This window comes from Coleofasciculus sp. FACHB-712 (genome assembly GCF_014695635.1).
GTDB lineage: Bacteria > Cyanobacteriota > Cyanobacteriia > Cyanobacteriales > FACHB-T130 > FACHB-T130.
Genome location: NZ_JACJOQ010000236.1, coordinates 1 through 14,192, shown reverse-complemented (window position 1 = coordinate 14,192; position 14,192 = coordinate 1). Strand labels below are relative to the sequence as shown.

Below are 14,192 nucleotides of genomic sequence, written 5' to 3'. Positions count from 1 at the left end.
GAAGTCAGGGCGTGCAGCACTTCATCCGCAGACTGAAACCGTTGATTCGGCGCACTCAAGAGCATCTGGTCTAAAATATCGGCGAAGCGATTCCACTCACTGGCTACCGCTGCGGTAGCGATCGCACCCGCATGAGGTCTCCAATTCCACTGGTTTGTATAGACATCAAATAACTCGGTTGGCTGCTTGCCCGTGAGTAGGATAATGCAAGTCACCGCCAAGGCATACAAATCGGTTGAAGGATACACTTGACCCCCAGCCATTTGCTCTGGCGGTGCAAATCCCATTGAATAAATTCCGGTTGACGATCCACCAGGCGTTGCCTTCGTCACCTGCTTAACAGCACCAAAATCTAAGAGATAAAGCCGACCGTTGCGATGGCGCATAATGTTGGAAAGCTTGATATCTCGGTGGATGGAGCCGCTATCATGAACAAACTTTAGCACCGGGAGGATTTCTTGCAGCACGAATAACACCTCGTCTGGGGAGAACTTCCCCTTCTGCGCCAGTTCCTCTTCCAAATTATGCCCATCGATGAATTCCTGCACCAGATAGAAAAACTTGTCCTGTTTTCCCGGTTGAATGCTGGGAACTGTGATATCAAAGAAAGCAAACAAGTCGGGAATTTGAGGATGGCTGCCGAGTTCTTCTAAAACTTCTCCTTCCCGTGCAAATAGATTTTGGGCAATTTGTAGCTGATCCGGCGTTAAATCTCCCACTGGCTGAAACTGTTTGACGACGCATCGGCGCATTCCAGGCGTGCGGCGATCGCGTGCCAAAAACGCTGCACCAAATCCCCCTCGTCCTAACAGCTTTGCCGATAGATACCGACCATCTAAAATCAGCTGCATTCCACAGGCGGTGCAATACTTCTGCTGCACCGTTTTGACAAGGTTGTTGTCATCAAGATCGGCAAAAAAATTCAGGGGACGAGGGCAGCCGGGACGGGTACAGTAAATTTCCATGAGGAGTTACTGGTCAAATCCTAATCGATTGTTGCTAATTGCTAATTGTTTAAGAGCTAGTAGCCATACTTCCATTCGCGATTAGCAACTAACAGATGGCTAATACTGGAATTAACTGCCTGCGGAGTTAGGAGCAGCTGCCTTGAACCCATCGGCTTCGATTGGAGTGGATGCTTCCATTTCTCTTCCCCATCCGGGGGAGGCAAAGGCGGGTAAAATTTCTTGGCTAAACGCTTCTGCTGCTTTGGAGCGGTAGCGATTGGGGTTCACAATCACCCATAGCATTCGCTTGACCACTACCTCTTCAATTTTTGCGTAGTGGAGGATGCCCATTTGCAACTCTTTTTCGATCGCCGATAGGGAGACAAACGACGCCCCAAGTCCTGCCTGCACGGCATTTTTAATTGCCTCAATCGAGTTAAGTTCCATCTCTATTTTGAGGCGTCGGGTATCGATACCACAGCGAGTCAGCACTTGGTCAATCACCTTGCGGATGGTGGATTGGGAGTCTAAGGCAATGAACTGCAATTTGTAAAGATCGTCTTTTTGGATAGTCCCAATTTTGGCGAGGGGATGTAAGGCTGGCAAGATCAGCGCTAGTTCATCTTCAGCATAAGGAATAATTTTTAGTGCTTCTTGTAGTTCGGACGGAACCTCTCCCCCAATGATTGCCAGGTCAACTTGCCCGTTGGCGACACTCCACGCCGTGCGGCGCGTCGAGTGAACGTGTAATTGTACTGCTACATCTGGATACTGCTGGCGGAACATCCCAATCATTCGGGGCAGTAAGTAAGTTCCTGTCGTCTGCGAAGCTCCTATAATCAGGGTGCCACCCTGGAGATTTTGCAAGTCTTCAATGGCGCGGCAGGTTTCTTGACAAAGCGTCAAGATTTTTTCGCCGTAGCTGAGAAGTAGGTGCCCTGCTTCCGTCAGTTGTGCCCTGCGTCCTCCCCGGTCAAACAACGGCACATCCAACTGCCGCTCTAAGTTTTGGACTTGGAGGCTGACAGCGGGTTGCGAGACGTACAGGCTATCGGCGGCACGCTTGAAGCTTCCCTCGGCGGCGATCGCTTTAAGAATGCGGAGTTGGTCTAAAGTGAAAGGAAGGTCAGACATACAGGCTTTACCTGAAAAGGGAAAGGAGCGACTGAGGCATAAAGCTCGGCGATCTGTTAGCTTTTTGTCGGTTGTCAGTTGTCAGTTGTTGGTTACTGCTGACATTTGACCGATGACCCATCACCAATGACCGAAGGATCGCTAAGCGCTCTCTTGCGAGAGATGGGGCTGGACTCAAGCGATTGATAGCCCACTTCGTTGTAAAGCCTCTCAGTCATCGACAGTAACACAACACGAGATCAAGTCTCTCAGGGAATACTTGGGGGGTCTATTTTCTACTGGAAATTACGTAAAAGTTTATGAATTTCTTTCGCGTTTTGACTCCTAGCCACTACATAATGCTGGGACTGCTTTTTGGGTTTGCGATCGCTCACAGTGGTCTCGCTGCACTGCGTCCTTGGGGCGAAAAAAAAATCGGCCCCCGCCTCTACCGCATCTTATTTGCCCTCGTCAGTCTTCCTCTAGCAGTGGTGTTGATCGTTTACTTCATTAATCATCGTTATGATGGGCTGCAACTGTGGCAAGTTCAGGGCGTCCCCGGCGTTCAGTCGGTGGTGTGGGTGCTTTCGGCTATCTCATTTCTGTTTCTTTATCCAGCAACTTTCAACTTGCTAGAAATTGCTGCCATCGAAAAGCCTCAAGTGCATCTTTACGAAACCGGCATTATCCGCATCACCAGGCATCCCCAAATGGTTGGACAGGTGATTTGGTGTATTGCTCATACGCTTTGGGTCGGCACAACTTTTACCCTCTTAACTTCAGTAGGGCTAGTGCTGCATCATTTATTCGCAGTTTGGCATGGCGATCGCCGTCTCTTGGCTCGCTATGGGGAAGCTTTCGAGGCTGTGAAAGCTCGCACCTCTGTTGTCCCCTTCCAGGCGCTCCTGGAAGGGCATCAAACCCTAAAATGGCAAGAGTTTCTCCGCCCTGCGTATCTGGGGGTCACTGCTTTCATTCTGCTGTTGTGGTGGGCGCATCCCTGGTTGATCCAGGCGACAGGTGTTGTCAGATGGTAGTGTGAGTTCCGCAATTATGCTGAGCCACGCGATCCCAAATGGATGTAGCATGATTCCAAATAACTTTCAGCTTAATTACGCTCTGGTTCTACCGCCTTAGCTTCCCCATAGATGCCTAGACGTAGTAGATACGCACTGGCATACCAGTTGCGCTAGAGTAAGCTGAAGGATTTTACTTCATTGTTTATTGTTCCACTTCCTCCTTTTGGCTGACTTTCAATAGTAAAAGCGAATAAAACTAGAGGGATCATGGTGCTTTCTGTTAACGAACGGACGTTTACACAAGAAGTTTTAGAATCTTCCACCCCAGTCCTAGTTCATTTTTGGGCACCCTGGTGTGGATTATGTCGGCTAATTAACCCCCTCCTGACTAGAGTTCAATCTGAATGGGGCGAACAAGTCAAATTAGTTGGAATTAATGCCGATCAAAATTTAAAACTGGCGAATACTTATCGCCTCCAGACTCTACCCACGATCGTTCTGATTGAAAACGGCAAGGTAGTTCACCGCATTGATAGCTTTCAAGGGCGGGATGATTTACGCATGGCATTAGAAAAAATTATGGTAAGTTATTTGCCAAATTCTGCCTGAAGTTGGAGATAGCTGCTCCTATCCAAGATAAATAGGACTGACGCAGAGATCCCCTTTACATCCGCCGATAAAGTGGGGAATTGTCCGGTTCCCCGTTTTCAAGGGGGGTTCGGGGGATCTCGGTTTCAAGCTTTCAGTGCGTAAATCCCGATCAATTTTTTCGCTGCTTGTAACTGTTCAACCTGAATGCAACGTTTTACCCGTTCTTAAACTCACCGATTCTCTCTATCGGTGGGTTTAATTTTTGGCTGACAAGTTTCTGGCTGTCTAAACTGTTAGTTATAAATACTTTAGAGACCGTCTGTGTCACAATGTAAACGGTCTTACCAAGTTAGTTAAGAAATATAAAGTAGGCGTCAGTGATGGAACTGCTCTATCAGTATGCCTGGATCATCCCAGTCCTGCCGCTAGCTGGGGCGATGCTGGTCGGTCTGGGACTAATCTCGATTAATCGATTTACCAACAGTCTGCGGCAGTTAAATGCCGTGGTTATAGTCTCCCTGCTAGGGATGGCGATGGGTTTCTCCTTGGCGCTGCTCTGGAGTCAAATTCAAGGTCATGCTACCTACACCCGTACCCTGGAGTGGGCAGCCGCGGGGAATTTTCACCTGAATATGGGCTACACGATTGACCACTTGACGGCCCTGATGCTGGTCATCGTGACGACAGTTGCCTTCCTGGTGATGATTTACACCGATGGCTACATGGCTCACGATCCGGGGTATGTGCGCTTCTATGCCTATCTGAGCCTGTTTAGTTCCTCCATGTTGGGTTTGGTGGTCAGCCCCAACTTGGTACAGGTTTATATTTTCTGGGAACTGGTCGGTATGTGTTCTTACTTACTGATCGGATTCTGGTATGACCGCAAGGCAGCAGCCGATGCTTGCCAAAAGGCTTTTGTCGTCAACCGCGTCGGCGACTTCGGGCTGTTGTTAGGGATGCTGGGGCTGTACTGGGCGACGGGCAGCTTTGAATTTGACGTAATCGGCGATCGCTTGCAAGCATTTGTCGCATCAGGCTACCTAAGTACCGGCCTTGCGGCTCTGTTCGCAATCTTAGTGTTTATGGGACCAGTGGCAAAATCTGCTCAGTTCCCGTTGCACGTCTGGCTACCAGATGCGATGGAAGGCCCTACCCCCATCAGCGCCCTGATTCACGCGGCAACGATGGTGGCTGCGGGCGTCTTCCTAATTGCGCGGATGTATCCCGTGTTTGAAGGCATCCCAGTGGCAATGAACGTGATTGCCTGGACGGGTGCCTTTACTGCATTTTTGGGGGCAACTATTGCCATTACCCAAAACGACATCAAGAAGGGTCTCGCTTATTCCACCATGTCCCAACTGGGCTACATGGTAATGGCAATGGGCGTCGGTGCCTATACTGCCGGCCTATTTCACCTAATGACACACGCCTACTTCAAGGCAATGCTGTTTTTGGGTTCTGGTTCTGTGATTCACGGCATGGAATCAGTCGTAGGTCACGATCCCGCCTTGGCTCAGGATATGCGGATGATGGGCGGACTGCGGAAGTATATGCCGATTACCTCCCTCACCTTTTTGATTGGAACGCTCGCGATCAGCGGGATTCCACCTTTCGCTGGGTTCTGGTCGAAAGACGAAATTCTAGGCAGCGCTTTTGGGGCAAATCCGGCGCTGTGGTTCGTCGGCTGGCTGACGGCTGGAATGACTGCTTTCTATATGTTCCGGATGTATTTCCGGACATTTGAGGGCAAATTCCGAGGGCATGAATCAGGCATCAAGCAGGAACTACTGGGGGCTGCTAAATCTCCCCAGGTCGAATACGCTTTTGGCCCTGGGGCGATGGATACCAGAGAGTTATCCTCCAAAGCCCATGACAGCCATGATGACCACGGTCATAGCGAGTATCCGCACGAGTCGCCGCTGACGATGACGCTGCCCCTGATTGTTCTGGCGGTGCCGTCGATGCTGATTGGTTTGGTTGGGACGCCTTTCCACAATTATTTTGAGGAATTCATTCACGCCCCCGGCGAACCGCTGACTGAGGTGCTGGAAAAAGCCACTGAGTTTGATTTGACAGAATTTCTGATCATGGGGGGTAATTCGGTCGGAATTGCCTTGATTGGAATTACTCTGGCTTCTCTGATGTACTTGAGAGGCAAGATCGATCCCGCTGCGATCGCTGCTAAAATCCCCTTCTTTTACAAGCTGTCGCTCAACAAGTGGTATTTCGACGAAATCTATGACACCCTCTTCGTTCAAGGGTGCCGTCGCTTAGCGCGACAAGTCATGGAAGTGGATTTCCGCGTGGTTGATGGCGCAGTCAACTTCACCGGCTTAGCGACGCTGTTGAGTGGTGAAAGTCTGAAATACTTTGAAACTGGTCGCGTCCAATTCTATGCCCTGATTGTGTTTGGGGCGGTGCTAGTGGGCGTGATTGTCTTTGGTGTGACTTAAATTTAGAAACCGCTCGCTGCGTGTTTCTACCCGCTGTCAACAAAAGATAAAAGGAAAAAGCCGAAAACTTTTTCCTTTTTCCTTTTTAAGTACACTTACTCATAGCTGACAGCTAAACCTTATTGCTCACGATTTGATATCTCATGAATACAGCTAATTTTCCTTGGCTGACTTTTATCATCCTGTTCCCCATCGCGGCATCCCTGTTGCTTCCGTTAATACCCGATAAAGATGGTAAGACGGTACGCTGGTACGCCCTCATTATTGGGCTGATTGATTTCGTGGTGATGGTTTATGCCTTCTATACTCAGTACGACTTTTCTAATCCCGGTCTGCAACTGGTGGAAAGTTACTCCTGGGTACCCCAAATCGACCTAAGGTGGTCGGTGGGCGTAGATGGCTTGTCAATGCCGCTAGTATTGCTTACCGGCTTCATCACCACCCTGGCGACTTTGGCAGCGTGGCCCGTGACGTTTAAGCCGAAGCTGTTTTACTTTTTGCTCCTGGCGATGTACGGCGGTCAGATTGCAGTGTTTGCGGTCCAGGATATGCTGTTGTTTTTCCTGGTGTGGGAACTGGAACTGATTCCGGTGTACCTGCTGCTGGCAATTTGGGGCGGTAAGAAGCGTTTGTACGCGGCTACCAAGTTCATTCTTTATACGGCTGGCGGGTCGCTGTTCATTTTAGTAGCCGCCTTGGCGATGGCGTTCTACGGCGATACCGTGACGTTTGATATGAGGGCGATCGCTGCCAAGGATTACCCCCTAACTTTCCAACTCTGGATCTATGCAGGGTTTCTGATTGCCTACGGCGTCAAGTTGCCGATTATTCCCCTGCATACTTGGCTACCAGATGCTCACGGCGAAGCAACTGCACCAGTGCATATGTTGCTAGCAGGAATTCTTCTGAAAATGGGCGGTTATGCTCTGATTCGGATGAATGCCCAGATGCTACCCGATGCTCATGCCGTGTTCGCGCCCGTTTTGGTGATTTTGGGCGTTACCAACATCATCTACGCAGCCCTCACCTCTTTTGCTCAACGGAACCTGAAACGGAAAATCGCTTATTCCTCGATTTCCCACATGGGATTTGTGCTGATTGGAATTGCCACGTTTACTGACTTGGGTTTGAGCGGTGCTGTACTGCAAATGGTTTCCCACGGTTTGATTGGGGCAAGCTTGTTCTTCCTTGTGGGAGCCACTTATGACCGCACCCACACCCTGATGCTGGATGAAATGGGCGGCGTCGGGTTGAGGATGAAAAAGATGTTTGCCATGTGGACGACTTGTGCCCTCGCGTCATTAGCATTGCCAGGGATGAGCGGATTTGTGGCAGAAATCATGGTGTTTGTTGGCTTTGCGACCAGCGATGCTTATAACCCCACTTTCAAGGTCGTGGTGGTCTTTCTAGCCGCCGTTGGCGTGATTCTGACCCCCATTTACCTACTCTCGATGCTGCGAGAAATTTGCTACGGGCCGGAGAATAAGGAATTAGTGGAACACGAAGCCTTGATCGATGCGGAACCACGAGAGGTGTTCATCATCGCCTGTCTGTTGGTGCCGATTATTGGCATTGGCTTGTACCCCAAAATCCTGACTCAAATTTACGACGCAACCACTTTGCAGCTGACGGAGCGACTGCGAGGTTCAGTTCCGACGCTGGCGAGTGGGCGACAGGTTCCGACCCAAGCACAGGCGGATATTCCCCTGTTGTCGTTGCGGGCACCAGAAATCGGCAATCGCTAGACAATTCAAAGGTGAAAAATCGCAAAAATTTTCTTGATGTTTGAGTTTTCAGCTTGCTAAATTTTCATAATCAATAATCCTTTTTGGGGCGGAATTAAATATCCGCCCTTTTTGTTAAAAATTACGAATTCATCGGCAATAGTATCAAATGTGTGATGGCGGATGCAGGGGAATTTCTATCAGAAATTGCGCTCCCTGACCGGGCGCTGAAATACATTTGAGTTGACCGCCGTGTTTTTGGACCACAATTTGATAGCTAATCGACAACCCAAGCCCTGTGCCAATACCGACAGGCTTAGTTGTGAAGAAAGGATCGAAAAGTCGCTTTCTGACTTCCTCTGCCATTCCTGGCCCATTGTCGGAAATCTTGATTGCGACTCGGTTATTTTTCAACACGTCGGTACGAATCCGAATGATACTGGCGTCGGCTTTGATTTGTTCAAGCGATCGCTTTTTGTTAGACTCATCCAAAGCATCAATTGCATTGGTGAGAAGATTCATAAATACTTGGTTAAGCTGCCCTGGATAGCACTCTACTTTAGGTAGGTTGCCATATTCTTTGATTAGCTGGATAGGGGGATGATCTGGTTTGGATTTGAAGCGGTTTTGCAGAATTAGGAGCGTACTTTCGATGCCTTCATGAATATCTACCAGTTTCATCTCGGCTTCGTCAAGGCGGGAGAAATTGCGTAAGCTACGCACAATCTCACAAATGCGCTCTGCCCCCACATTCATTGAAGAAAGTAATTTAGGCAAGTCCTTGATGAGAAAATCTAGGTCAATCGCGGCAATTTCGTCTTGAATTTCTGGCGTTGGATGGGGATATTGCTGTTGATATAGTTGCAGCAACCCAAGAATGTCTCGCGTGTATTCGCTCGCCGGGGCTAAATTCCCGTAGATGAAGTTAACGGAATTATTGATTTCATGCGCGACTCCAGCCACTAGCTGACCCAAACTGGACATTTTTTCACTTTGAACCAGTTGAGACTGAGTACGTTGGAGTTCCTGAAGCGTGGTTTCGAGCCGGGTGGCGTGTGCTTGAGCGATCGCTGCGGCTTCGCGAGTTTGAGTATAAAGTTCTGCTTGGTTAATCGCGATCGCGACTTGGTCGCAAACCGCTGAAAGCAGTTCCACTTCATCGTCATGCCAAGTTCGAGGACTGCTAAATTGACCGCAGGCAACTACACCAAGTTCGCCCGTGCGAGTCATTATCGGAAAATTTAGTATAGAAACGTACCCCAGCGATTGGAAGAACTGCCGTGAATTGGGGTCGGTTAACGCTTCAATATTATCCAAATGGATGATTTCTCGGTTTAAGAGTTGTATTACTTGAAAACTGGTCGGTTCCTCTGGATAGCAACCCAGAAAGCTAGGCAAATTGTCTACCTTCGCTTCATGCAATATCTCCCAACTTGCCGATTCACCATTGGGACGATACCACATGAAAAGGCACTGCTCAATTTGCAGCAGCCTGCGGATTTCCTGCACGGCTGTTTCCAAGATGGTATTGAGATCCAGCGAACTGCGAATTTGACTAGCAAGACGATTGAGTAGTTCTTCTCGCTGCGCGAGTTCTCGGAACCGAGCTTCTGATTGCCGCAACGCTTCTTCCACCTGCTTGAGAGCGCTGATATTACTTCCGGTGCCGATAATTCGATAGATGCGACCCGCAGCATCCCGCAGTGGAGTTAAAGTCGTTAGCCAATAAGTGTCTACACCCTGCAAGGGAATGCAATCCTCGTAAAAAGTACATTCCCCTGCGACGAGACATTTTGTATATCTCTCATGCAAGGAATTACCTAACTCTAAACCAAATAGTTCATGGGGAGTTTTGCCCATCGCTTGGGCACTACTGATGCCAGTAACCATCGCTATCGGTCGATTCCAGCTAAGGTAGCGAAAAACCCCTTGTGCGTCCACATCTAAAACAAAGATGGCGTTTTCCACGCCCTCGTAGATGGAATGGAAAAAGTCCTCACTCTGGATCATCTCTGCCGACAGGATCAATCCACCCCTTTCCCCGCTTGGGTGCTTCCAAGGATGCAGGCTCCACTTTATCGGCACCGAGGAACCGTCAGGGCAAACAAAGCTACTTTCCTGAAACTCCCCTGAACTCGCCCCAGATAAAACTAGCTCAGCCTTGTGCCGCCATTGGTCGGGAAGGTGAGGAAAAACTTCGTAATGCGATCGCCCAATCAGATTTTGCTCATCCAGCCCGTAATCGATTAGCCACTGACGAGAAGCGAGCAAGTAACGCATCTGGCGATCGCACATCGCTACGGCAGTGGGTGTATGTTGCAAAAATAGCCCAAACAGCTCTAAATTGTCTGAGGCGTTCATAGGTCGGCAAAGGCTCTTTTTGTAATGGCATTCAAATTTAGAGGTTTTTAGGGTGAAATGCCCTAAACATTGCAATATTCAATTATCTAAACATTTAATTTAAGGCATCCACTCTAGTACGACGCCAACCCGACTATCTTTGCGTTGTCTTGCATTTTGCTTCTCAATGTCTGTCGATAAGCGCAGGTTGCGGGTAAAGGCATAGCCGACGGAAAGCTTTGTAATTCCGACTTCTTCATTCGTTGCTGGAGCAACCCAACTCTGAGTTAAGGAGATATCGGCTGCACCAGTGCGAGATAAAACGAACATCAGCTTCGCACCCACATGTAAGCCATCTGTTGAGTATCGGTCAGTTTCCAAATGTCGATAGCCCACCAGGGGCGCGATATTAACGTAGCCACCCAAAGGAAGTACGTAGTACCGTAAATCTGCTCCATAAGCCTCGCGCTGACCCTTGAACGCAGTGTGATAATCCCCACTGACGGTTAAGCCGGTGCGACCAATAAAAACATCCTCCACACCAATATTGACTCCCCCGGCTTGCCCAGATGAAGGAAACTGGGAGTAACCGAGGCGCACCCTAGTCCGAAAGCTGGGATCATTGCGAATTTCTTCTAGCACATTCGGCACGTCTCGCCGCCAACGCTGCAAAACCGGGCTATTTTCAATCATTTCTGGACTTAAATCTAACTCGCTTGCCTCTGGCTTGGACGTTCCTGGCGGCTGGGTTTGAGTCTGGGTTTGAGCCTGGGTAGGCGAGATCCCCAAAATCAGAGAAGTGCCGATTGCGAACAGGATAGAGTTTCGCGCAAAGGCGCAAAGGCGCAAAGAAAGGCAAGTTAGCGTCTGTGCGTCTAGCGGGCTGAGGCGCGAGATGCTAAAGGTCTTCGTCATGGGGGTTGCGTCAGTTCTATATTTATGAGGAATTTTGATAAGGATAAAAAAAGTGGCTCTGCTTAGTGCAGAACCACTTTAGTTGAGGGAAGATGCTCAAAATTAGCGGGCTTTACCTTGCACGGCAGTCATATCAATCGGCTTGATTAGGTACAGGCGCAGCAGCTGCCAAGCATTAGAAGCATAAAGGGGTAGCTTCTGGAACAATTGCAGGAATTTGGGGGTGTTGGAGGTTGCGATCGCACCCAGCTTCTCATTATTTTTGATGCACACTTCTAGGCGCTCGTAAAATTCTGGCTTCTCTACATCCAGAATCACTGGGAACACCCGTCCTGCGGTTTCGTTGGTCTTCTGAATCACGTGAATGTCATATTCCCGTGCGTCCAGACCGAGTGTGGCATAGAATTTGGAACGCTGGATGTCGTTGAGATACATCGTCGCAAACACTGACAGCAGGAAGAAGCGACACCACAGCTTTGCTTTCCAATCATTCAAGAATTGGGGTTGCGCTCTCATTACGGCATCGAAGAAGTCTCCGTGCCGGTTTTCATCCTGGCACCAGTTTTCAAAGAACCGGAAGATGGGATAAACGCGGTTTTCGGGATGAGCTTCTAGGTGCCGGTAAATGGTGATATACCGCCAGTAACCAATCTTCTCGGACAGATAGGTCGCGTAGAAGATGAATTTCGGCTTAAAGAAGGTGTATTTGTGATTCTTGGTCAAAAATCCCAAATCTAGTGACATATTGAAGTCTGACATTGCCTTATTCAGGAAGCCAGCATGACGAGCTTCATCCCGCGACATTAAGTTAAAGCCTTCTGCCAGAAGCGGGTTTTTGTCCTTCAATCGGCGTCCGAGTTCTTTGTAGAGTAGGAATCCGGAGAATTCTGCTGTACAGGAACGCTCTAGAAATTCAATAAATAACTGGCGCGTCTCCCCATCAATATGATCCCAGGATTGGTCAAACTCGGCATCCCGCACGAAGTGGTGACGGTTGTAGTCAGCGCGGAATTCTTCCATCAGCGCCTTGAGTTCATCTTCATTTGGCGACAGATCCATCTTCGCCATTTCATCAAAGTCGGTGGTGTAGAACCGGGGCGTCAGTAGGGTTTCTTTCGCAGGTACTTTCACCCCAGGTCTTAATTCTTCAAAGCTGGGTTTTTTGAGGGAATCCACCATATTCTTTGTCTCTCTTGTTTCTCTTATTATTATGATTCCGTCGCTTTACTCAAAGGCTTGCGTTCCAGTCTACCAATCTACACGAGAGCGATCGCACTTGTTACGTTAAGACTTACTACACGCTGTCAAGTTTTGTGACATCTTCAGAGTTCTTGCTGCTCAATTCCTAGGTGCAAGAGTGAAGAACAAAATCCTATGATTGAAGTTAGGACATCTGAAGCGCTAGGAATCTTATGAAGAACGTCTCGACTGCCTATGTTCTTTGGCTAGCCTGTTTTTTGTCCCCACCGATAGCGGGGATGCATCGCCTGTACAATGGCAAGATTGGCACGGGGCTGCTGTGGCTGTTTACGTGGGGTTTGTTTGGGGTCGGGCAGTTCGTGGATTTATTCCTGATTCCCGGCATGGTGGAAGAACATAACGCCAAGCTGCAAGACCGCTTGGGAGTATCATCCACGGGCGTACCTCTATCGCCACCTGCGATCGCGCTTACCAAACAAGAGCTTACCCGCGATCAACTAATGGTTAAACTTGTGAAAGCCGCTGCTGCTAGAGGTGGCAAACTTTCCGTTACCCAAGCGGTGATGGATACAGGTGTAAGTTTTGCCAAGGCAGAAGCCACGTTGAAAGAAATGCTCAAAAGTGGCTACGTCATGGTTGACAATCACCCAGAAACTGGCGTTGTCATTTATGAATTTATCGAGTTGTAATGGCTCATTAGTCATTAGTAATTATCTAATGACTAATGAAATTCACCTTTCCCGACTAATTTCTTTCCAGCCACTTTTGAGCATTCAACCGCTGCGTCACGCCAAACACCATTAAATCCAGCGTGATCTTGCGCTCATCGCACAAAAAAGGCTCAATGATACTAGGTTTAGAGCCTTCAAAACAGGAAAAAGCTCTTTGTTTTTGGATGTCTTCTTCGGGAAAATAAAGGTTAAAGTTCCGCTTTCCCCCTTGCCAGCTCCCGTTGACTTGCCAGCATTCTGAGATTTCTTGAAGCGGTTTCTTGTCAAATTTCAGCTCTAAATTTTGGACGCCCTTTTTTTCAAGTGCTGTTTTCAAAGCTGGTAAATAGTCTTGTTGAATAAACTCAACAAAAGGCTTGTCTTCTACCGCAGGTGCCTTCTCTTTTTTAGCCGCTTTAGCAGCTGGCTTATCCCCTTCTGGCGACTCGTCCTTTTTAGCAGCTTTGGCAGCTTCTGGCTTATCTGCTTTAGCAGCTTTGGCACCCGTTGGCTTATCCTCTTTAGATGCTTGAGCTGTTTTTTTAACATCTGTTTGAACCTGAGCCGAGTCATCTGGGGTTGATGCCTCTGTCGAAGATTTTTCTCCAGTCGCATTCGGATTCACCTCCGGATTCACAGCTTCTGGAGCGGGTGCGTTTGCTGTAGGAATGTCGGTTGCTACGTCAGAATCCGTACTGGGAGCATTTTCTTCAGAAACACTAGGAGCCTGCTTGTCAACAGTGCTAGGAGCCACCTCTCCGGCGTCATTGTGATTCGTTTCTTCTGCCATTGGACTTATCCGCAAGTTGGTGATTTTTTTTGAATGTATGCAGCATGGATGAAGGTAGGATTAACAATCTCGATTCGAGATTGAAATCCTTTACTGCTCATCCTAACTTGGAATCAGCCTCCCGCCTGCGCTGCCACAATGCTCACCTCATCACCCTCATTCAGAGGTGTCTGAGTTCCATCCAAAAAGCGGATGTCTTCGCTGTTGACATAGAAATTCACAAATCTGCGGGGTTCGCCCTTTTCATCGCACAAACGCACTTTGATGCCAGGATAGCTTTGCTCTAAGGATTCGAGCAGTTCACCAATCGTACTGCCGCTGCCTTCAATGGTGGCTTGATTGTTTGTAAGCTTCTGGAGAGGAGTCGGAACGAGAACTTTGACTGTCATA

12 protein-coding genes are annotated in these 14,192 nt (G+C 48.7%); 5 read left to right on the top strand and 7 right to left on the bottom strand.

Annotation, left to right across the window (positions count from 1 at the left end):
* Together H6F50_RS06875 and H6F50_RS06870 are read right to left on the bottom strand one after the other, a co-directional pair.
* Positions 1–965, bottom strand: a 965-nt coding sequence (locus H6F50_RS06875) for a serine/threonine-protein kinase (protein WP_190427836.1), incomplete at its 3' end; no start/stop codon positions are given.
* Positions 966–1,076: 111 nt separating this feature from the next.
* Positions 1,077–2,081, bottom strand: coding sequence for a LysR family transcriptional regulator (locus H6F50_RS06870; RefSeq protein ID WP_190413151.1), 1,005 nt, complete (start codon positions 2,079–2,081; stop codon positions 1,077–1,079).
* A 299-nt stretch (positions 2,082–2,380) separates the two neighbouring features.
* Here H6F50_RS06870 and H6F50_RS06865 point away from each other — a divergent pair, with 299 nt between their 5' ends.
* The 4 genes from H6F50_RS06865 (at position 2,381) to H6F50_RS06850 (ending at position 7,868) form a co-directional block, all read left to right on the top strand.
* Entirely contained in the window at positions 2,381–3,097 is a 717-nt protein-coding gene (locus H6F50_RS06865) for an NnrU family protein (RefSeq protein ID WP_190413149.1), read from the top strand.
* Positions 3,098–3,346: 249 nt separating this feature from the next.
* A complete protein-coding gene (locus H6F50_RS06860; protein WP_190413147.1) occupies positions 3,347–3,688 on the top strand; it encodes a thioredoxin domain-containing protein in 342 nt (113 codons plus the stop codon).
* A 362-nt stretch (positions 3,689–4,050) separates the two neighbouring features.
* Complete coding sequence (locus H6F50_RS06855) at positions 4,051–6,123, top strand: NAD(P)H-quinone oxidoreductase subunit 5 (RefSeq protein ID WP_190427835.1); 2,073 nt, start codon at positions 4,051–4,053, stop codon at positions 6,121–6,123.
* Positions 6,124–6,266: 143 nt separating this feature from the next.
* Positions 6,267–7,868, top strand: coding sequence for an NAD(P)H-quinone oxidoreductase subunit 4 (locus tag H6F50_RS06850; protein ID WP_190427834.1), 1,602 nt, complete (start codon positions 6,267–6,269; stop codon positions 7,866–7,868).
* 144 nt (positions 7,869–8,012) lie between these two features.
* Here the strand turns inward: H6F50_RS06850 and H6F50_RS06845 are convergent, their stop codons facing one another.
* The 3 genes from H6F50_RS06845 to acsF all read right to left on the bottom strand — a co-directional run bounded on the left by H6F50_RS06845 (position 8,013) and on the right by acsF (position 12,281).
* On the bottom strand, positions 8,013–10,208 hold the full coding sequence (locus H6F50_RS06845; RefSeq protein WP_190427833.1) for an ATP-binding protein: 2,196 nt from the start codon (positions 10,206–10,208) through the stop codon (positions 8,013–8,015).
* A gap of 99 nt (positions 10,209–10,307) precedes the next feature.
* Positions 10,308–11,102, bottom strand: a complete 795-nt coding sequence (locus tag H6F50_RS06840; RefSeq protein WP_242028922.1) for a hypothetical protein — start codon at positions 11,100–11,102, stop codon at positions 10,308–10,310.
* A 102-nt stretch (positions 11,103–11,204) separates the two neighbouring features.
* A complete protein-coding gene (acsF, locus tag H6F50_RS06835) occupies positions 11,205–12,281 on the bottom strand; it encodes a magnesium-protoporphyrin IX monomethyl ester (oxidative) cyclase (protein WP_190413139.1) in 1,077 nt (358 codons plus the stop codon).
* Between the two features lie 233 nt (positions 12,282–12,514).
* Between acsF and H6F50_RS06830 the strand changes: the two genes are divergently transcribed.
* Positions 12,515–12,991: an NINE protein gene (locus tag H6F50_RS06830; protein WP_190413137.1), complete on the top strand. Its 477-nt coding sequence runs from the start codon at positions 12,515–12,517 to the stop codon at positions 12,989–12,991.
* A 55-nt stretch (positions 12,992–13,046) separates the two neighbouring features.
* Here H6F50_RS06830 and H6F50_RS06825 read toward each other — a convergent pair whose 3' ends face one another.
* On the bottom strand, positions 13,047–13,802 hold the full coding sequence (locus tag H6F50_RS06825) for a DUF2996 domain-containing protein (protein WP_190427832.1): 756 nt from the start codon (positions 13,800–13,802) through the stop codon (positions 13,047–13,049).
* Positions 13,803–13,915: 113 nt separating this feature from the next.
* A complete protein-coding gene (locus H6F50_RS06820) occupies positions 13,916–14,191 on the bottom strand; it encodes a MoaD/ThiS family protein (RefSeq protein WP_190427830.1) in 276 nt (91 codons plus the stop codon).
* Position 14,192: the final 1 nt, after the last annotated feature.

Bases quoted from the DNA above. Each gene is read 5' to 3' on its own strand.
- H6F50_RS06870 (WP_190413151.1), bottom strand. From the start codon at position 2,081: ATGTCTGACCTTCCTTTCACTTTAGACCAACTCCGCATTCTTAAAGCG.
- H6F50_RS06865 (WP_190413149.1), top strand. From the start codon at position 2,381: ATGAATTTCTTTCGCGTTTTGACTCCTAGCCACTACATAATGCTGGGA.
- H6F50_RS06860 (WP_190413147.1), top strand. From the start codon at position 3,347: ATGGTGCTTTCTGTTAACGAACGGACGTTTACACAAGAAGTTTTAGAA.
- H6F50_RS06855 (WP_190427835.1), top strand. From the start codon at position 4,051: ATGGAACTGCTCTATCAGTATGCCTGGATCATCCCAGTCCTGCCGCTA.
- H6F50_RS06850 (WP_190427834.1), top strand. From the start codon at position 6,267: ATGAATACAGCTAATTTTCCTTGGCTGACTTTTATCATCCTGTTCCCC.
- H6F50_RS06845 (WP_190427833.1), bottom strand. From the start codon at position 10,208: ATGAACGCCTCAGACAATTTAGAGCTGTTTGGGCTATTTTTGCAACAT.
- H6F50_RS06840 (WP_242028922.1), bottom strand. From the start codon at position 11,102: ATGACGAAGACCTTTAGCATCTCGCGCCTCAGCCCGCTAGACGCACAG.
- acsF (WP_190413139.1), bottom strand. From the start codon at position 12,281: ATGGTGGATTCCCTCAAAAAACCCAGCTTTGAAGAATTAAGACCTGGG.
- H6F50_RS06830 (WP_190413137.1), top strand. From the start codon at position 12,515: ATGAAGAACGTCTCGACTGCCTATGTTCTTTGGCTAGCCTGTTTTTTG.
- H6F50_RS06825 (WP_190427832.1), bottom strand. From the start codon at position 13,802: ATGGCAGAAGAAACGAATCACAATGACGCCGGAGAGGTGGCTCCTAGC.
- H6F50_RS06820 (WP_190427830.1), bottom strand. From the start codon at position 14,191: ATGACAGTCAAAGTTCTCGTTCCGACTCCTCTCCAGAAGCTTACAAAC.